Annotated in this window: 19 protein-coding genes; 5 read left to right on the forward strand and 14 right to left on the reverse strand. The window is 31.8% G+C overall.

Features of this window, described 5'->3' with window-relative positions:
- Positions 1-2: 2 nt before the first annotated feature.
- Positions 3-1,028, reverse strand: a complete 1,026-nt coding sequence (locus NMK29_RS21115) for a DUF3078 domain-containing protein (protein WP_108804630.1) — start codon at positions 1,026-1,028, stop codon at positions 3-5.
- Between the two features lie 166 nt (positions 1,029-1,194).
- Between NMK29_RS21115 and NMK29_RS21120 the strand changes: the two genes are divergently transcribed.
- Positions 1,195-1,626: an N-acetyltransferase gene (locus tag NMK29_RS21120; protein ID WP_108804631.1), complete on the forward strand. Its 432-nt coding sequence runs from the start codon at positions 1,195-1,197 to the stop codon at positions 1,624-1,626.
- A gap of 64 nt (positions 1,627-1,690) precedes the next feature.
- Here the strand turns inward: NMK29_RS21120 and NMK29_RS21125 are convergent, their stop codons facing one another.
- The 5 genes from NMK29_RS21125 to NMK29_RS21145 all read right to left on the reverse strand — a co-directional run bounded on the left by NMK29_RS21125 (position 1,691) and on the right by NMK29_RS21145 (position 5,468).
- Complete coding sequence (locus NMK29_RS21125) at positions 1,691-2,638, reverse strand: DUF3078 domain-containing protein (protein WP_108804632.1); 948 nt, start codon at positions 2,636-2,638, stop codon at positions 1,691-1,693.
- A gap of 193 nt (positions 2,639-2,831) precedes the next feature.
- Entirely contained in the window at positions 2,832-3,341 is a 510-nt protein-coding gene (locus NMK29_RS21130) for a DUF2480 family protein (RefSeq protein WP_108804633.1), read from the reverse strand.
- Between the two features lie 18 nt (positions 3,342-3,359).
- The gene (locus tag NMK29_RS21135; protein WP_091406545.1) at positions 3,360-3,686 is read right to left on the reverse strand and encodes a DUF59 domain-containing protein; all 327 of its coding nucleotides are present in this window, start codon (positions 3,684-3,686) and stop codon (positions 3,360-3,362) included.
- 51 nt (positions 3,687-3,737) lie between these two features.
- Positions 3,738-4,160 (reverse strand): SufE family protein, encoded by a 423-nt coding sequence (locus tag NMK29_RS21140; RefSeq protein WP_027394535.1) that lies wholly within the window; start codon positions 4,158-4,160, stop codon positions 3,738-3,740.
- 93 nt (positions 4,161-4,253) lie between these two features.
- Positions 4,254-5,468, reverse strand: a complete 1,215-nt coding sequence (locus tag NMK29_RS21145; protein ID WP_108804634.1) for an aminotransferase class V-fold PLP-dependent enzyme — start codon at positions 5,466-5,468, stop codon at positions 4,254-4,256.
- A gap of 78 nt (positions 5,469-5,546) precedes the next feature.
- Between NMK29_RS21145 and NMK29_RS21150 the strand changes: the two genes are divergently transcribed.
- Positions 5,547-6,899 carry a serine hydrolase gene (locus NMK29_RS21150; RefSeq protein ID WP_108804635.1) on the forward strand — a complete coding sequence of 451 codons (1,353 nt, stop codon included), beginning with the start codon at positions 5,547-5,549 and terminating at the stop codon, positions 6,897-6,899.
- Between the two features lie 54 nt (positions 6,900-6,953).
- Here NMK29_RS21150 and sufD read toward each other — a convergent pair whose 3' ends face one another.
- Genes sufD through NMK29_RS21175 form a run of 5 tightly spaced genes read right to left on the reverse strand, consistent with a single transcriptional unit; the run spans position 6,954 to position 11,309 of the window.
- Positions 6,954-8,267 carry a Fe-S cluster assembly protein SufD gene (gene sufD / locus NMK29_RS21155; protein WP_027394538.1) on the reverse strand — a complete coding sequence of 438 codons (1,314 nt, stop codon included), beginning with the start codon at positions 8,265-8,267 and terminating at the stop codon, positions 6,954-6,956.
- 2 nt (positions 8,268-8,269) lie between these two features.
- Positions 8,270-9,022, reverse strand: coding sequence for a Fe-S cluster assembly ATPase SufC (sufC, locus tag NMK29_RS21160; protein ID WP_027394539.1), 753 nt, complete (start codon positions 9,020-9,022; stop codon positions 8,270-8,272).
- 30 nt (positions 9,023-9,052) lie between these two features.
- Positions 9,053-9,463, reverse strand: coding sequence for a hypothetical protein (locus NMK29_RS21165; RefSeq protein ID WP_199915060.1), 411 nt, complete (start codon positions 9,461-9,463; stop codon positions 9,053-9,055).
- Positions 9,464-9,489: 26 nt separating this feature from the next.
- Complete coding sequence (sufB, locus tag NMK29_RS21170) at positions 9,490-10,935, reverse strand: Fe-S cluster assembly protein SufB (RefSeq protein ID WP_108804636.1); 1,446 nt, start codon at positions 10,933-10,935, stop codon at positions 9,490-9,492.
- A gap of 44 nt (positions 10,936-10,979) precedes the next feature.
- Positions 10,980-11,309: an iron-sulfur cluster assembly accessory protein gene (locus NMK29_RS21175; RefSeq protein ID WP_108804637.1), complete on the reverse strand. Its 330-nt coding sequence runs from the start codon at positions 11,307-11,309 to the stop codon at positions 10,980-10,982.
- Between the two features lie 334 nt (positions 11,310-11,643).
- Between NMK29_RS21175 and NMK29_RS21180 the strand changes: the two genes are divergently transcribed.
- From NMK29_RS21180 to NMK29_RS21190, 3 genes are all read left to right on the forward strand, one after another.
- Positions 11,644-12,348, forward strand: a complete 705-nt coding sequence (locus tag NMK29_RS21180; RefSeq protein ID WP_108804638.1) for a LytTR family DNA-binding domain-containing protein — start codon at positions 11,644-11,646, stop codon at positions 12,346-12,348.
- Between the two features lie 11 nt (positions 12,349-12,359).
- A complete protein-coding gene (locus NMK29_RS21185; RefSeq protein ID WP_108804639.1) occupies positions 12,360-13,664 on the forward strand; it encodes a sensor histidine kinase in 1,305 nt (434 codons plus the stop codon).
- A 196-nt stretch (positions 13,665-13,860) separates the two neighbouring features.
- The gene (locus NMK29_RS21190; protein ID WP_108804640.1) at positions 13,861-14,802 is read left to right on the forward strand and encodes a hypothetical protein; all 942 of its coding nucleotides are present in this window, start codon (positions 13,861-13,863) and stop codon (positions 14,800-14,802) included.
- A gap of 70 nt (positions 14,803-14,872) precedes the next feature.
- Here NMK29_RS21190 and NMK29_RS21195 read toward each other — a convergent pair whose 3' ends face one another.
- From NMK29_RS21195 to NMK29_RS21205, 3 genes are read right to left on the reverse strand one after another with little or no spacing between them, the layout of a single operon-like run.
- Entirely contained in the window at positions 14,873-15,922 is a 1,050-nt protein-coding gene (locus tag NMK29_RS21195; protein WP_234424344.1) for a cytochrome-c peroxidase, read from the reverse strand.
- Between the two features lie 3 nt (positions 15,923-15,925).
- The gene (locus tag NMK29_RS21200; RefSeq protein ID WP_108804642.1) at positions 15,926-16,702 is read right to left on the reverse strand and encodes an MbnP family protein; all 777 of its coding nucleotides are present in this window, start codon (positions 16,700-16,702) and stop codon (positions 15,926-15,928) included.
- 14 nt (positions 16,703-16,716) lie between these two features.
- Positions 16,717-18,072 (reverse strand): hypothetical protein, encoded by a 1,356-nt coding sequence (locus NMK29_RS21205; protein ID WP_108804643.1) that lies wholly within the window; start codon positions 18,070-18,072, stop codon positions 16,717-16,719.
- Positions 18,073-18,088 lie beyond the last annotated feature (16 nt).

The following is an 18,088-nucleotide window of genomic DNA, read 5'->3' on the forward strand; positions in this document are numbered from 1 at the left end:
AATTAAAATTCATAATTAAGCCCTAATCCAATCACTTCGCGTATCTGGAATCCGCTGGTAGCATTATCATCGTATATTGCTTGAAAAGCGAAGCTTCCAGATATGTATTTATTGACTACTAAGTTTAAGTTTAGTGTATAATCAATATCTACATTATAAGGGTTTTCGATGTAATTAGAATACAGATTAAGAATGTTCTCTACAGTTATATTTTTAATGACCTTAAATTTAGCGTATGCAGCTAAGGATCCACCAAATTCAAATCTGGAACTTTTGCCTGCATCTACTCCAAAATAATCGCCATCTACGTAATCAGGAGTAGTTGTAAATTGATCATCTACAAAAATCATACGAGAAGTAACAGGAGCAATATTAAAGTTAAAATCATCACTCTTTTTCCAAAGTAATCCAGGACCAATCTGTATAAAAGCTGGAGAAAAGAAATGAGTTTCTTCAGTACGTATGGTTTCGTCAGTATCAGGATCTTTGGTAAAACTATATCCTTTCGCAAATTGAGATCTAAAATTAATAAACAAAGAATAGTTCCAGTTGGTCTCTCCAATTCTTTGTCCTAATCGTGAGTTTAGTTCTATTCTATCATTCGTTTTTCGAGCAAAATTTTCTCCTTTTAGAAATGTAAGACCATAATCCGCTAAAATTTTATTGTCCCAAGTAAGGCTGTTTTTTTTGTAATTGAATTCATAATTTAAAGCAGTATTACCTGCAATATTAGAAGTTCCACCTCCTTGCCAATCAAAATTAAAGGCAGATTGATTAAAGAAAAATGAAAATTTACCAAATGATTTCCATCCCACATGTGGTTTTTTGACAGGCTTAGGGTTTAATTTTTTTAAGAGATTGTTTAAAACAATAATGTTAAGCTCTTTAGTAGTATTTTGGAGTAAACTATCTAACGATCTGGTCAAACGAACTTGGATAGAATCCAGTTGTTTTATTTCTTTCTTCTCTTGCCCACTTATATTGGAAAGAGAAACAAATAAAAAAATAAATAAAACAATCCTTCGCATGGTATAAACATAAATGGGCACAAATATACTTTATGCATATAGCTTATTCAAATCTGAATAATTTGAACTAAAAAACGTATTTCGTAGATGATGATTGTTATAATTAAAAAACTATTATTTTTTTAGATTAGTATATATTTATTAAAATATTATATCAGAAAATAATATGAACATAGAACTAATCAAAGCTAAAGATGAAGATATTGTTTTTTTGTTAGAATTAAGAAAGCAAACAATGATTGAACATTTAGAAAAAGCAGGAGTGTTTTTATCAGAAGATGGACATGTATCTAGAGTGAAGTTTCATTTTAATAATTCTCATGTAATACACTTAAATGATTCAAGAATAGGTGTGCTTAAGTATATCGAGACTAATAATAGTATAGAAATTCTTCAGTTTCAAATACTACCTAAATATCAAGGAAAAGGAATTGGAAATTATTTACTTAATTATATTATACAATTGTCTAGAGATGCAAATAAAAACGTACGGTTAAAGGTATTAAAAGAAAATCCAGCTAAATTTTTATATGAACGAAATGGTTTTAAAATTTATGATGAAGATCAATACGAGTTTCATATGGAGTTTATAAAATAATTGGAATAAAAAAAGGATCATCAATACTGGATGATCCTTTTTTGTGAATATATTTTTATTTACTCTAGAAAGAGTAACTCAATCCAAGATTCCAGAAAGACTGTAATTCGTTATCAGTATTTTCTAAAGTAGGAGTAACAGTTGGAGGAGGAACAGCTAAAGCAGCTTGTCCTAAAGCATAATTAAATGCCTCTTGTTTGTTTCCTCTAAGACCAAAATCAAATCCTACTCCGATCGATTTCCATAAGGTATAAGAAAAAGAATTAGTCCAAGTCCAGTTAGAGTAATCACCATCTTCATAACTTAAGAAAGCAGATAGATTTGTTTTAAAGTTGATAGCTCCAATTTTACGAGTATAATCTGCAACTATTTTTGCACCAAGAGAAGACTCATATTCTGCCGCACCTTTACTAAACACAAAGTTATAGTTTAAAGGGTGTACAACTACAATTAAGTTACTAATAGGAGTCCAAGTGATACCGACACCAAGATCTAAGTAACCAGGATCGTTGAAATTATCTAAAATTGTAGTTCTATATTCTCCTAAAGTAGAAACCGCAAGAGTTTCTGTTAATTTATATCCAAATAAAGAAGAAATATTAAATACATCAGTTGACTCTCTAAAGCTATCATCGTCTGTTGGATCATCTCTATCATCTAGTTTTACCCAAGCAAGGTTTAAGTTCGCACTGTTTCTCCAGAAATATTTGTCTTCTAATAAGTTAGCGTACGCATTTACAGTAACACCGATAGTACCAGCGTCATTATTAGGAATTCCTTGTGAGAACCAGTTATTAAATCCAGAAAGACTTCCTCCAATAGTACCAAAAGCTCCGATTTTCCATCCTGGTAACGCATCTATTTGTGCCTGGATAGCATTAGCTCTTCCTTGTATAGCAGCAATAGAATCTTTTTTGGCTGATAATGTTGTTTTCAATTCTTCTTCTGTTTGCGCAAGACCAATCTGGATTCCTGCTAATAGAAAGATAAATGTGAATACGATTTTTTTCATGATTAATAGTTTTAAGTAGATTGTTATATAACAAAAGTATTCTAAATTTATGAATTAACTTTTGTAAAACAAGTTCAAGATTTATGCAAAATTTTGCGTTGGCAAATATAAGTGAAGTAACGTTTTTCGATTTAATTCAATACAATTGGATATAGAATTTTCGACAAAAAGCAATTTTAAACGACAAAAGGGATTATTTTCGTTTAAAAAGGGGTACAGACGAACAAGCTTCCCCGTACATGATACTCTTAGCAACTGGTTGTAGTTTTTGAATAAGTTCTATATAGGCGCTCTCAGGAACTGGTTTATTAGAACAACCCTTAATGATTAGTAATTTGTCTTGATATTCTGAAACATCAAGTTTATCAATAATATGTGTAAAAAGAATAGTCTCTATATTTTCTAACGAACCAACAACAACTTTTTTTGTAAATGGAATTAACCTAGTTGTTAATAAGAGATAAGCCCAACCAGGGATGATAGCATCAGTAGAACAATGTAAGGCAACATATTTATTTTGATATTGACTCCAATCATAATTAGATACGCTTTCTCTAAAATCTTTTTCTTTAAGAATAAAACCTTCAAAAAGCCAATCTTTTATATCAAACAAGATACGATCACCTTCTGGATAATAGTCCTCCAAATCAATGGTGAATAGTTTAGTGTTATTAGCGACTCTATTGATAATTTCTTCTGCCATGGTCCAAGTTATCTGTTTTTAAAGCATGCCTAGTTCTAATTTTGCCTCTTCACTCATTAAATCCTGCGTCCAAGTAGGTTCGAATGTTAGCTCTAGTTCCACATCATTAACAGCATCCAATGATTTTACTTTTTCTTTTACTTCCTCGGGAAGTGATTCTGCAACCGGGCAGTTAGGAGAGGTCAATGTCATAAGAATCTTAACATCATAGTCTTCATTTACGAAAACATCATATATTAATCCTAATTCGTATATATCAACAGGAATTTCTGGGTCATAAATTGTTTTAAGTACTCTTACAATTTTTTCTCCAAGCTCTGTGGTATCTATATTTGTCTCACTCATAGTATATCTTTAGTCGACTTAGACAGGCTAAACCTGACAGTAAAAGGCGAATTAATTTAGTTGTGTTTGGTATGCGATAGCATACATTTTTAATTGTTTGATCATGCTCACCAATCCGTTTGCTCTAGTTGGTGATAGATGTTCTTTTAAGCCAATTTCATCAATAAATGCAGTATCGGCTTCTATAATGTCTTTAGGGTGCTGACCAGAAAATACTCTAATAAGAATTGCGATAATACCTTTGGTGATAATGGCATCGCTATCTGCAGTAAATTCGATTTTTTCATCATTCATTTCTGCATGAACCCAAACCTTACTCTGACAGCCTTTTATGATGTTTTCATCAATTTTATATTTTTCTTCAATCAATGGAAGCGATTTACCTAAGTCTATCATATACTCATAGCGCTGCATCCAATCATCAAACATACTAAACTCATCAACAATCTCTTCCTGAAGTTTTTGTATTGACATATACTTACAATTTTTTACAAAAATACAACAAGAATAGTTGCTATTCAATACTTTCAGTTAATGATAAGATAGTATTAACTAATAAGTCAATTTTTAAGACAACATCATCTTTGCTTTTTTCACTGCTGCTACCAGGACATCAATTTCTTCTTTGGTATTATAAAAAGAGAAAGAAGCTCGAATGGTTCCTGGTATTTTGTAAAAATCCATAACAGGTTGCGCACAGTGATGACCAGTACGAACAGCTACTCCTAGTTTATCTACAATGGATCCAATATCATATGGATGGATGTCATCTATATTAAAGGAGATAACAGATGTTTTGTTTTTAGAAGTTCCATAAATTTTTAGCCCTTCTATTTCTAGAAGTTTCTGAGTTCCGTAAGCTAATAATTCATTTTCATATTCGGCAATAGCATCAAAACCAATACTATTCATATAATCTAAAGCAACACCAAAAGCGATACCTCCACAAATATTAGGAGTCCCAGCTTCGAATTTATGAGGAAGACCTGCATACGTAGTTTTCTCAAAAGTAACTTGATCAATCATTTCTCCACCACCTTGGTAAGGAGGTAATTTATTAAGCCATTCTTCTTTTCCGTATAACAATCCAACACCTGTAGGCCCACAAAGTTTATGGGCTGAAGCTACGTAGAAATCTACATCAAGATCCTGAACATCAGGCTTGATATGTGGGCAAGATTGCGCACCATCTATTAATACTGCTGCGCCGACTTTATGTGCTTTTTCTATGATTTCTTCTATAGGATTAATAGTTCCTAAAGCGTTAGAAATATGATTGGTAAATACAAGTTTTGTTTTGTTAGAAAGTAATTGATCGTAAACACCCATTAACAATTCTCCTTCTTGATTCATTGGAATCACTTTTAGAACAGCTCCTGTTCTTTCACAAAGCATTTGCCAAGGAACAATATTGGAGTGATGTTCTAGAGCAGAAACAATAATTTCATCACCTTTGGCAAGTAGATTAGTAAATCCAGTAGCCACAATATTAATACTGTGTGTTGTTCCAGATGTTAGAATGATTTCATGAGAATGTGTAGCGTTAAAATGATTTTGCACTTTTTTACGAGCAATCTCATAGGCATCTGTGGCTTCTTGTGATAGTTTATGTACGCCACGATGAATATTTGCATTGTAATTACTGTAATAGTCTACAATGGCATCAATCACTAATTGAGGAGTTTGCGATGTGGCTGCATTATCAAAATATACTAAGGGTTTTCCGTTTACTTGTCTTTTCAGAATAGGAAAATCTTCACGTATCTTATGTACATCTAGCATATCAATTTCTTTCTGCAAAAATAGGAACTATTTCTAAGTGATATTGTTTATTTTTAAAAGGATTTAACACTTTACACAATGAAGCGATTTAAAAAGATTTTAGGATATGGATTTATAGTAATAGTTGGACTATTAGTCGTTGCTATATTTTGGAATTACCCAAAACTTACAATACTTTCTGGATACTCTGCTAAGAATATGGCTTCTTCTGTTTTTATAGGGAATCGTAGTGTGGAGTTTACAGATATCAATGATAATAATTTTGCTCCTGTTAATTTAGCAGAGGATCAGGTGAATATGACTGAAAAATCGGCAGTGGCTTCGGTTTTTGGGCTTAATGAACGAAAGGCTATTTATAGAGAAGGATTAGGAAGTGTAGTGATTGATGATGATTTTGATGAAAACGCTTCATATTTAATTCCTAATAGAAGAAAGATTAAAACAAATTTACCTTTTCCATATGGAGATTTACCTCAAAAAGACACTGTTTTTAGTGCCGTTGATTATCAAAAGATAGCGAATATGGTTTCATCTGTTTTTGATAAAGAAGGAGAAAGTATACAAAAGACTAGAGCTGTTTTGGTAATACATAAAGATCAAATAATAGCAGAGAAGTATGCAGATGGATTGGATGAGAATTCCGTTTTATTAGGATGGTCTATGACTAAAAGTATTTTAGCTACTAATTATGGAATATTACAAAAACAAGGTAAAATAGATATTAATGATAAAGCTCCAATCAAGGAATGGGAAGATGATGAGCGAAAAGAAATTACAATTAGTAACCTGTTACAAATGAACTGTGGATTGGAGTGGGATGAAGATTATGGATCGATTTCTGACGCAACTACCATGTTGTATCTTGATAAGGATATGACTAAGCCTCAGATTTATAAAGAAGCAATTCATAAGCCGAATGAATATTGGTATTATTCATCAGGTGTTTCTAATTTGTTGTCTGGGATTTTAAGAGGACACTTTGATAGCTACCAAGAGTATCTTGATTTTCCGTACCGTGAATTTATTGATAAGATAGGTATGCATTCTATGCTTATAGAAACTGATATGGCGGGTAATTATGTGGGTTCTTCCTATGCGTGGGCAACAGTTAGAGATTGGGCAAAATTTGGTTTATTGTATCTGCATAAAGGGAACTGGAATGGGGAACAAATTTTTAATTCTGAATGGGTTGATTATGTAACTACTCCAACTGCAACATCCGAAGGTGATTATGGAGGTCATTTTTGGTTGAATGCTGGAGGTTTTTATCCAGACGCTCCAAAAGATATGTATTCTGCCAATGGATTTCAGGGACAACGAGTGTTTATAATTCCTTCTAAAGACCTAGTAATTGTTCGTTTTGGATTGGTTGGAGATGCAGGTATGGATTTTAATAGGTTTATAAAGGAGATTACCGAAGCCGTGAAATAAAAAAACCTCAACAAAAATATGAAGAGGTTTAGTAAATTTTATAATTCTTTATTGTTACAAATCGAAACCAATGTCAACTCCAAGTTTGTTAGCTATTAATTTATTGATTCGCTGTTTTAGCTGAGGTATTTTTACACTTTCTAAAACATTGTTAGCAAACGCATACATAAGTAGCGCTCTTGCTTCTTTCTCTCCAATTCCTCTAGATCTCATATAAAATAGAGCTTGATCATCTAATTGACCAATAGTACAGCCGTGAGAACATTTTACGTCATCCGCAAAAATCTCTAGCTGAGGTTTAGAGTTAATTGTTGCTTTATCACTTAATAAGATATTATTATTAGATTGAAAAGCATTCGTTTTCTGTGCTTCTTTGTTTACAATGATTTTACCATTAAAAACACCAGTAGCTTTTTCATCAAAAATACCTTTATAATCCTGATGACTTTCACAATTAGGCTCTGTATGATGCACTAATGTATTGTGATCTACATGTTGTTTGCCTTCAATAATTGTAACTCCATTAAGTATAGAGTCAATACCTTCTCCGTATTGATAGAAATTTAGATTATTTCTAGTAATATTACCTCCAAAAGCAAATGTATGCACAGAAGCAATACTTTGTGCTTGCTGCTTTATAAATGTGTTATCTATTAAAGAAGCAGATTCATTATCGTTTTGTATTTTATAATAATCAACAATAGCTCTTTTGTCTACAAAGATTTCTGTTACAGAATTTGTAAGTACAGGATTAGGTGTTAAACTTTGGTGGCGTTCAATAATCTGTACATGTGAATTTTCTTCTACAACGATTAGGTTACGAGGTTGTAAGAGTTGAGTTGATTCTTTTCCTGTAGAAAAATGAATTATTTGTATTGGCTTATCTGCAAGCTTATTTTTAGGAATATATATATAAGCTCCTTCTTTAGAAAAAGCAGTGTTCAATGAAGTTAAACCATCTTTTGGTGCGACTTTATTAAAATAGTTGTCGACTATCGGTTTATACTTATCATGATTTAGAGCAGATGACATTAAACATACATCAATCTTATCATGTGTAGTTTCTGATAAGTGAGAAGAATATTTACCATCAATAAATACTATTTTATATGTATCTAAATCATAAAGAAAGTATTTTTTTACATCTTTAAATTCTAGAGCATTTTCTTCTTTAGGAAAAATACTGTAATCGTGTTTTAGTATAGAATTTAATGAAGTATATTTCCAAGCTTCTTCTTTTTTCGTAGGGAAGCCTTTTTCTTCAAATACCTTTATAGCTTGGCTTCTGATATCATGAATAGGCGCATCTACATCTACCGTGTTTTCAAAAGCAAGAAAAGAAGATACTAATTTTTCTTTCAGCTCCATAATTATGCGTTTATCTCTTCTTTAATCCAATCGTACCCTTTTTCTTCTAATTCTAAAGCAAGTTCTTTAGTTCCAGATTTTACAATTTTACCATCATATAAAACGTGTACATAATCTGGTACAATATAATCTAATAGTCTTTGGTAGTGGGTAATGACAATAACAGCATTGTCCTTACTTTTTAATTTATTTACTCCATTAGCTACAATTCGTAATGCATCAATATCTAAACCAGAATCTGTTTCATCCAAAATAGCTAGTTTAGGCTCCATCATTGCCATTTGGAATATCTCATTACGTTTTTTCTCTCCACCAGAGAAACCTTGGTTAAGTGAACGAGATAAAAATTTACGATCAATATCTAATAATTCAGATTTTTCTCGAATTTTCTTCAGCATATCCTTTGCCGGCATTTCCTCTAACCCTTGCGCTTTTCTAGTTTCGTTGATTGCGGTTTTCATAAAATTAGTAACCGTAACTCCTGGAATTTCTACAGGGTATTGAAATGAAAGAAAAACACCTTTATGAGCTCTTTCTTCTGCAGCTAGCTCTTCTATATCTTCACCATCTAAAAGAATATTACCTTCTGTTACTTCATATTCTTCTTTTCCCGCAACTATACTAGCTAATGTACTTTTACCAGCACCGTTAGGACCCATTATTGCGTGTACTTCTCCTGCTTTTACATTTAGGTTAAGACCTTTTAAAATCTCTTTATCTTCAACGCTAGCGTGTAAATCCTTAATTTCTAACATCTTGTAGTTTTGTTTCTTTTAAATATTTTTTTAATGATTATGACCTTCATGTCCAGGTGCATTACGTTGTAATGTTGAATCCGAAGATTTTATTTTAGTAGGCAATTCTGAAGTTGGTTCACTTACACCAACAATTTCTTTTATTTCTACAACTTCTGGCCAGCCATCTTCTGTGTTTTTCTTCACGATTCCTTTAATTACCACAGGAACCATATCATATTCTTCTCTTTGTAAAGGCTTTATTTTTTTGTTTAATTCATTAGCTAAATCGTCAATGATTACACCATAAATAAAATCTTTACCTTTTATAACACCTGCATTATCAATCAATATAAACTCTCCACGTATTAAAGTGGTTTCGGAATCTGATGATTGAGATTTTTCGTTTTTACACGAAAAAATTAATAAGCTTACGATGATAAGGAGAAATGATTTTTTCATTTGTGTGAATTAGTTAGTTATACGCTTTATCCAACGGAACCTTCTAGAGAAATTTCTAAAAGTTTTTGAGCTTCTACCGCAAATTCCATAGGAAGTTTGTTTAATACTTCTTTACTGAAACCGTTAACGATTAGAGCGATTGCTTTTTCTGTATCAATACCTCTTTGATTACAGTAAAATATTTGATCTTCTCCAATCTTGCTTGTAGTTGCTTCGTGTTCTATTTGAGCAGTTTTATTCTTTGCTTCAATATAAGGAAACGTATGAGCTCCGCATTCATTGCCCATTAGTAAAGAATCACATTGAGAAAAATTTCGAGCATTGGTTGCTCTACTATTAATTTGTACCAATCCTCTATAACTATTTTGAGATTTTCCAGCAGAAATTCCTTTCGATATGATGGTACTTTTAGTGTTCTTTCCTAGGTGGATCATCTTGGTTCCGGTATCAGCTTGCTGAAAATTATTAGTTACAGCAATAGAATAAAATTCACCAACAGAATTATCTCCTTTAAGAATACAGGAAGGATATTTCCAGGTTACAGCTGAACCAGTTTCTACTTGAGTCCAAGAGATTTTAGCATTTGTTTCGCAAATCCCTCGTTTAGTAACGAAATTGTAAACACCACCTTTTCCTTCGGCGTTACCGGGATACCAGTTTTGCACAGTAGAATATTTGATCTCTGCATCATCCAATGCGATTAATTCTACAACTGCTGCGTGTAGTTGATTTTCATCTCGTGAAGGAGCAGTACAGCCCTCTAAATAGCTTACATAACTACCTTGGTCCGCTATTACTAAAGTGCGCTCGAATTGACCTGTTCCTGCTTGATTAATCCTAAAATAAGTAGATAGTTCCATTGGACATCTTACACCTTTCGGGATATAACAAAAAGATCCATCGCTAAAAACAGCAGAGTTTAAGGCAGCGTAATAATTATCTTTTTGAGGAACAACAGATCCAATATGTTTTTTTACCAGTTCAGGATGTTCTTGTATTGCTTCAGAAATAGAACAAAATATAATACCTTTTTCTGCAAGAGTATCTTTAAAAGTGGTGGCAACAGAAACAGAATCCATCACAATATCTACTGCGACACCAGCTAATTTTTTTTGTTCATCCAAAGAGATACCTAACCTTTTGAAGGTATCTAGTAATTCTGGATCAACTTCATCAAGACTGTCATATTTTGGCTTTTTATTAGGCGCCGAGTAATAAGAAATATCTTGAAAATTAGGTTTTTCGTAATTTACGTTAGCCCATTCAGGCTCTTCCATTTGTTCCCACACTTTAAATGCCTCAAGTCTCCAGTCAGTCATCCATTGAGGTTCATTTTTTTTCTTTGAAATCGCACGAACAATATCTTCATTAAGACCAACAGGAAATGTTTCAGATTCTATATCAGTATAAAACCCGTACTCATATTCTTTGGTTTCTAATTCTTTTTTTAAGTCGTCTTCAGTATATGCCATCTTGCTAAGTCTTAAGGGGTAGCTTAAGATCTTTTTTTAAATTTTTAAAGGGAAAAACTTTCTCCGCAACCGCAGGTTCTGTTTGCGTTTGGGTTATTAAAAACGAAACCGGTTCCATTAAGACCTCCGGAATATTCTAGTGTAGTACCAATAAGGTATAAAAAGCTTTTTTTATCAACAATTATTTTTACACCATTGTCTTCAAAAACTTTATCTCCTTCTTCTTGAGTTTTATCAAATTTTAAGTCATATGATAAACCGGAACAACCTCCACTTTTAACACCTACACGAATGTAGTCTGAAGAAGCGTCATAACCGTCATCACTCATCAATTCTACGACTTTCTTTTTAGCTGTGTCTGATACCTTAATCATATTTTATAGATAGATTAATTCTAAATTGAATGCAAATATACTACATAAGTAGGTTTTATTTACATAACCTAACATTTATCTAACATATATTGGAATAGGTATAATCTATAATCAAAATATACTTATGAATGTGTTTCGTATTTATTTATAAAATTTAATATTGATTTAAATCAAAAATGAGATTTAATTTCCTAGCAGTTATTGGTGCTTTTTCACAAAACTATAATATTATAATAACATTTTTTTATGACGTGTAATAGCAATTTTAACGTTCCTTGAGTTAAGGAAATCAATAGAGAAGAATTGCTTTTTTGGAATCGTAAATTTTTCAGAAATGAATTCAATTAAGTCAATTTTAATCGACGACGAGGAAGATGCTATCCAATCATTAGAATGGAAGATTTGTCGGTATTGTCCGCATATTGAAATTGTTGAGACAATTTCTAATCCTTTAGAGGCAATAAAAGTCATAGAAAACACAAATTTTGATTGTGTTTTTATAGATATAAAGATGCCAAACCTTAGTGGTTTTGATATTTTAGAAGCACTACACCAAAGAGACTTCTTTGTTGTGATAACATCTGCTTTTGAGAATTATGCGTTAAAAGCCATACAATTTTCGGTTTTTGATTACTTACTGAAGCCTATTGATAAGGATGATCTAGTACGGGTCTATAAAAAACTTTGTCAGCATATTAATATCAATAACCCTTCTCAATCAGCAATAATAAAACTTTGTGTAAATGGAGTAATTCATTTTTTAAAAAAAGATGAGATTATAATGTTAAAGGCAGAAGGAAATTATACCAAGGTATTTTTAATTAATAACCGTAAGTTGTTTTTATCAAAAACCTTAAAAGAGGTTACAGAGGTATTACCAGAAAGTTGCTTTTTTAGGGTGCATAATTCTTATTGTATTAATCTAAGTCATGTACAGGAATACAGAAAGAATCAAGGAGGCATTATAATTATGAGTAATGGTCAACACGCTAGTATTAGTAGAAATCGAAAAAATGAATTTTTAATAAAGATGCACTAAATCTTTTTTGTTTGGATTTTCAAAACTTCAACATATGGTTACAAGGAGTATTATTTGTGATTTCTTTATATCCTTTATTGATATACTTCAGAAGTAAAAACAAAATATTTCTTTTTTATAGTCTTTATGTAATTTGTCTTCTTTTTTATTTTTCATATTATGGATCCATTGTTTTTTACGAATTATTTTTTTCTTATCGAAAGCCAATTATATTCTATGGAGTTCAGTTTTTGGCATATTCTTTTTATATCTCGTTCATGCGAGAATTGTTAGAAACTAAAAAATATGTTCGTAAATGGGATTACATTTTAAACGTTACAAGATGGGTTTTTATAGGTTGTATTTTTTTGATAGGAATATTAGACGTTTTAGTATCATCAAAAGAACTTTTTGTATTTGTTGCTCTTGTTCTGGTTTTAATGACGGTTTTTGCTTTTGTAAGTTATTTTAAGGTATATAAAATTGAAGCTTCTCAAGTCAAATTACTTATTGCAGGGTCATGTATTTATGTGATTATGGCCAACATAAGCCTTTACTTTTCTTATACTAGATATAATAAATCATTTGATTCTATAATTTTTATGGAAATAGGAGCAATTCTAGAAGTTTTGATTTTTGCTTTGGCGATTGGTAATAAAATTAAGAAAATCTCCGATGATAAAAAAGAAACTCAATTGAGGTTAATGAGGAGTTCATTAGAAGCTTCTGAACTTAAAATAATAGCGCTTAAAGCACAGATGAACCCTCATTTTATCTTCAATGTTCTTAATTCAATAAACAATTATATTCTTAAAAATGATATCGAGAAAGCATCAGATTATTTAACTAAATTTTCAAAGCTAATTAGAAGAGTATTAAAAAATTCTACGGAAAGAACAATTTCATTATCGCAGGAGATAGAAGTTGTTAAAAGTTATGTCGAATTGGAAAGATTAAGAATTAAAAGTGATTTTTCTTTTTGCTTAGAAAAAACAACAGACCTCTCTAAAATAAAAATTCCTCCGCTTTGTTTACAACCATTTATTGAAAATGCTATTTGGCATGGTTTACAATCTAAAAAATCAGAAAAACTATTACAAATTAAAATTAAACAACCTGACAAGGAAAGTGTGGAAATAGAAATTGTAGATAATGGCATTGGAAGAAAAAATGCGTCAGAATTAAAAAACACTTCGGATAACGGCTCGTTTGGATCAAAGGTCACAAGGGAGAGAATTCTTGCGATACATCCTAAAAATAGATTGTTTATAGAGGATTTTGAAAAAGAAAACGTATTAGAACCAGGAACTAAGGTTACTATTCATTTACATAAATAGCAAGCTATCATTCTTTATGAACCATCTACTAAATATTTTAAACCATCTACTAATATTTAGAATTCTGTAGTACTTAACTTCTATAACTTTGATAGTGTGTCTATTTTGAATACGCAGGTATTTAAGGACAAAATTGATTTTGCGCAAATCAAGAAACCTAAGAACTATATTGTTCACTAACTCTTAAAACAATTTTATGAAAACCGTAAACAAAGTTATCGTTAAAATTATGCAGATTGCATTGGTTTTAATGTTTGTATTTTCTTGTACAAAAGATGAAACAGCAGAGATGTATCAAGAACCAGATGCACTGTTAGAATCAGAATACGGACTAGAAGCAATTTCTGATAAAGAAATTCCTCAAGAAGTCCTAAATCAGCTAGAAGCAACAAAAGACAATTTAGAAAAATACATGAATGATGTATTACAAATTGTTGATTATACCATCATAGGAAAAGTTCCTAATACGAAAAGTTTAAATAAGACTTTTGAAGCAATATCAAAATCCTCTTCGACTGTAGCTTATGGTAATATTATGGATCCCGAAACAGTTGTTATTGGGAATTTAAACAAGTTGCTTCCTAGTAAAACGCAGGAAGGAAGCGATCTTTTAAAAGAATATGCATCCGATCAGATTAAAGTGGGAGATAAAGCAATCGAATTAACCTGGAATTATAAAGGAGAAACTTTGAAGACAACAACATTTTATAATGATGAAGGCATTACTTGGGATAATCTTATGATAGGTCTTATTATGATGAATCCAGAATCTGAACTTAAGAATAATGCTAATGAAAAAGCTGGAGTTAGCTGGAATTCATACAAAAGAAGCTGGTATGGAAATTGGCTTTGGGGTTCTAGAAGGGGAACTATTTATTATGAAATAACAGTGTATCATACTAATGGCACAGTCAGTAATACTGATATTACAGATTATGGACATATGAATATTGGGTCCGCTAAATCAGAAAGCAGAGTGTTAAAAGAAACAGGAAGTTATGGTAGAGGTCAATATGCCTTAGGACTTTGTACACCAATCGCTTCATTAAAATTTAATGAAGATAATTTTGAGGTTTCTGTCAGCGGAGTAGGAAGTAATATTATTTCCAATGGAACTAAGTCTCTTTATCCAAATTAAACAAGGATAGAAGTTAAAATGAAGATATAAAAAGAAAGCTGTGAATAAACACTATTTATTCACAGCTTTTTTAGAATTCAGAAAAACGATTATCATTTACAAAATTATCATCCGTTAATGTTTTTAAAAAGGAGATAATCTGATTTTTTTCTTCTTCAGTCATCGGAATTCCTATAATTGTTCCATCATTATTTTTAAAAACGGGATCTATTGTTTCTGAGTCAACCATACCATCACTATAATGATCTAGTACATCATTTAATGTTTTTAATCTACCATCGTGCATGTAAGGAAAGGTTAATTCGACATTTCTTAACGTAGGCACCTTAAATTTATGTAGATCAGAAGCAAGACCAGTAACACGGTTTCGGCCTATATCATTATATTCTGGATCTACTGGTAATCCGTTATTACGATATGATTGATCTGTCAATAATGTTCCAGAATGGCAAGAAGCACATTTAGAGGAGAATAATTCAAAACCAGCAGCTTCATCATCAGTAAAAACAGATCCTTCGTTTCTCTCGATTTTATCGTATTTAGAGTTTGATGAAATCATCATAATCATAAATTGTGATAACGCTTTGAGTAAATTTTCAGAGTTGATTTTTTGATCTTCAAATGCCTCGGCAAACAGCATTACATATTCGGGTTGTTCTTCGAGTTTTTTAATAATACTTGAAAAAGACTCATTCATTTCTACTTCTGCGGTAATAGGAATAATAGGTTGCAGGTCTAAATGTATGGCAGCACCATCCCAAGTAAATTCTTTCATAAATGCGAGGTTATGTAATGGTTGTGCATTACGTGTTCCAAGTGCACCATTTACTCCATGACTTACGATATGTGTATGATGTGTAAAAGCAAAATCCTGAATATGACAGAATCCACAAGATATAACACCATCAGAAGACAAGCGACCATCATAAAATAATTTTTTGCCTAATTCGAATCCTTTTTCTGTGGGAGGATTAAGTGTTACATTATATGTTGGTTCTGGGAAATTGGAAGGAATTGTAAATTCCAACGCTGGATTTTGATTAATAGGTACATAATCTTCTTTATCAGAACCGCACGCGACTCCAAGAAGAATTAAAACTATGTAACCTATTTTTTTTATCATTTAATTAGAAGTGTTGATAGTAAACATTGTGCTTATATTTTCTGCTAAGATAGGTGCATTTACTGGATCTACTTGAACATCACTTTTTTGCTGAAGAGAATGAGTATTTGTACTGTCAAAAATTTTAGAAACATCTGTATCAATTGATAAGTTAGAAGTAACCTGATCTTCAATGGTAATAGTATTGGATATATCTAATGTAATTTCTTTATAATTATCCAAAACTTCTCCATGACTTCCTATATGTAATAAAAAATCACTTGCAGTTCCTCCTTGAGGAGTAAACGAACCTTCGAACTTAACAAACTTATAACCAGCGGACCAAGACCATAACATTCCTTGTTCTTCTGCTGTTGGAATAAAATTAGCAACTCCGTTTAAAGGATAATTGGATTGATCAACTCCAACACCAAATTTGATTTTGGTATATTCACCAACATCAATATTACTAAGTGAAATTTGCTTGCTCGATGATACCTCTTCATTAATTAAGAAATAACTATCTGCAACTGGATATATAAATTCATCTCCGTTTTCTTTTATTAAAACAATATTACTAATGATATATTTTAGTTCAGAAACGGTATAATTTTCATTACTCTGGTTATCGTAAGATTCTGTATTTAGTACTAAAAGTTCAGTACCAACTTTATTAATGAAATCTATATCTAATGCGCCAAATTTAGGAGTATTGTCAATATCTACTACATTTGGATCATCATCCTTACAAGATATTACTGTTATTAGAGCGAGTATTATTAATGTGAGTTTTTTCATTTTTTGTGTCTTTGTTATTTATATTTTATAATTAAGAGGTCTTTAGATCCTTTATTATTTGGGATGTCAAAATCATTACTTTCTGAGTTCCCAACTACTACTATTTTTTTATCCGAAGTTTGGATACAACTAAAACCAATATCATTCGCACTTCCACCTGTTGTTTCGTTCCATAATATATCACCATTGGCATTAATTATCATATTCCAGAGGTCAGCCTGACCTTTATTGTCTGAAACATCTAGGTCAGTACTTCTAGTGTTTCCTGTGAGTATAAAATTCCCATCATCCATTCTATGAATTCCTCTACCGGTGTCAAATTCTGTTCCACCAATAGATTTTTGCCATATAAGATTACCTGTGGTATCAATTTGTATGACCCATAAGTCCGCAACTCCCTTGGCATTAGTTATGTAGCCATCACTACTTCTGGTATCCCCTACAATAATATATTTTCCATCGCCTGTAGCTTCTATCGTATAGCTAGTATCAATTTGCGAGCCTCCAAAAGATTTTTCCCATACTAGGGTTCCTTCAGAATTAATTTTTATAATCCAAAAATCGTAACTACCATTGTTATTGGTGATATTTACATCTATACTCTCAGATGAACCAATCATAATATAGCCTTCATCTTCTGTTTGTATCACATCGTAACCCCTATCATTGCCAGTTCCTCCAAAATAATGATTCCATTCCTGATTTCCTTCAGCATCCAGTTTGATTCCCCAAAAAGAACTTCCACCGTGCAATGTGGTAACATTTTTGTTAGCCTTCCCACCATCATTAATATCTGCTGCCTCAATAAAGCCAGTAATAAAATAACCATTATCTGCAGTTTGTATGACAGAAAAAGCTTGATCAATACCACCAAAACCAAAACTTTTTTCCCAAGAAATTTCTCCTGTTACATTTGTTTTGATCATCCATAAATCCTGAAGTCCCGCATTGGTACTTACATCCTCATCATTACTTCTACTATACCCAACTATTACAAACCCACCATCTGTGGCTTGTATTAGTTTTGTTGCACTATCCTCATTCGTACCACCATAGGTTTTACTCCATTGTAGATCGCCATCCTGGTTTAATTTAAGCAACCAATAATCACTATCTGTTGCTGTTTTATCAATGATATCGCCATCGAGACTTTGCGTAAATCCAGCAATTGCATACCCTCCATCTAGTGTTTCTACTACAGATACTGCACTGTCTTCATTGCTTCCACCAAAAGTTTTGCTCCATTCTATCTCACCCTGAAATTCACTATCTGGGGTAATTACAGGTTCATTTGTGTTGTTATTATCTTTGCTGCAACTTATCAAATTGATTAGTATAATAAAGACGGCTGGGGTTTTAAAGAAGTTCATTAATTTTTCATTTCGT

This window comes from Aquimarina sp. Aq107 (assembly GCF_943733665.1).
Lineage (GTDB): Bacteria > Bacteroidota > Bacteroidia > Flavobacteriales > Flavobacteriaceae > Aquimarina.

Excerpts from the sequence above, each read along its gene's own strand:
- NMK29_RS21200 (WP_108804642.1), bottom strand. The coding sequence starts at position 16,702 with ATGAAAAAACTCACATTAATAATACTCGCTCTAATAACAGTAATATCT.
- NMK29_RS21175 (WP_108804637.1), bottom strand. The coding sequence starts at position 11,309 with ATGATTAAGGTATCAGACACAGCTAAAAAGAAAGTCGTAGAATTGATG.
- sufC (WP_027394539.1), bottom strand. The coding sequence starts at position 9,022 with ATGTTAGAAATTAAGGATTTACACGCTAGCGTTGAAGATAAAGAGATT.
- sufD (WP_027394538.1), bottom strand. The coding sequence starts at position 8,267 with ATGGAGCTGAAAGAAAAATTAGTATCTTCTTTTCTTGCTTTTGAAAAC.
- sufB (WP_108804636.1), bottom strand. The coding sequence starts at position 10,935 with ATGGCATATACTGAAGACGACTTAAAAAAAGAATTAGAAACCAAAGAA.
- NMK29_RS21145 (WP_108804634.1), bottom strand. The coding sequence starts at position 5,468 with ATGCTAGATGTACATAAGATACGTGAAGATTTTCCTATTCTGAAAAGA.
- NMK29_RS21205 (WP_108804643.1), bottom strand. The coding sequence starts at position 18,072 with ATGAACTTCTTTAAAACCCCAGCCGTCTTTATTATACTAATCAATTTG.
- NMK29_RS21180 (WP_108804638.1), top strand. The coding sequence starts at position 11,644 with ATGAATTCAATTAAGTCAATTTTAATCGACGACGAGGAAGATGCTATC.
- NMK29_RS21165 (WP_199915060.1), bottom strand. The coding sequence starts at position 9,463 with ATGAAAAAATCATTTCTCCTTATCATCGTAAGCTTATTAATTTTTTCG.
- NMK29_RS21125 (WP_108804632.1), bottom strand. The coding sequence starts at position 2,638 with ATGAAAAAAATCGTATTCACATTTATCTTTCTATTAGCAGGAATCCAG.
- NMK29_RS21150 (WP_108804635.1), top strand. The coding sequence starts at position 5,547 with ATGAAGCGATTTAAAAAGATTTTAGGATATGGATTTATAGTAATAGTT.
- NMK29_RS21115 (WP_108804630.1), bottom strand. The coding sequence starts at position 1,028 with ATGCGAAGGATTGTTTTATTTATTTTTTTATTTGTTTCTCTTTCCAAT.
- NMK29_RS21190 (WP_108804640.1), top strand. The coding sequence starts at position 13,861 with ATGAAAACCGTAAACAAAGTTATCGTTAAAATTATGCAGATTGCATTG.
- NMK29_RS21130 (WP_108804633.1), bottom strand. The coding sequence starts at position 3,341 with ATGGCAGAAGAAATTATCAATAGAGTCGCTAATAACACTAAACTATTC.
- NMK29_RS21140 (WP_027394535.1), bottom strand. The coding sequence starts at position 4,160 with ATGTCAATACAAAAACTTCAGGAAGAGATTGTTGATGAGTTTAGTATG.
- NMK29_RS21120 (WP_108804631.1), top strand. The coding sequence starts at position 1,195 with ATGAACATAGAACTAATCAAAGCTAAAGATGAAGATATTGTTTTTTTG.
- NMK29_RS21135 (WP_091406545.1), bottom strand. The coding sequence starts at position 3,686 with ATGAGTGAGACAAATATAGATACCACAGAGCTTGGAGAAAAAATTGTA.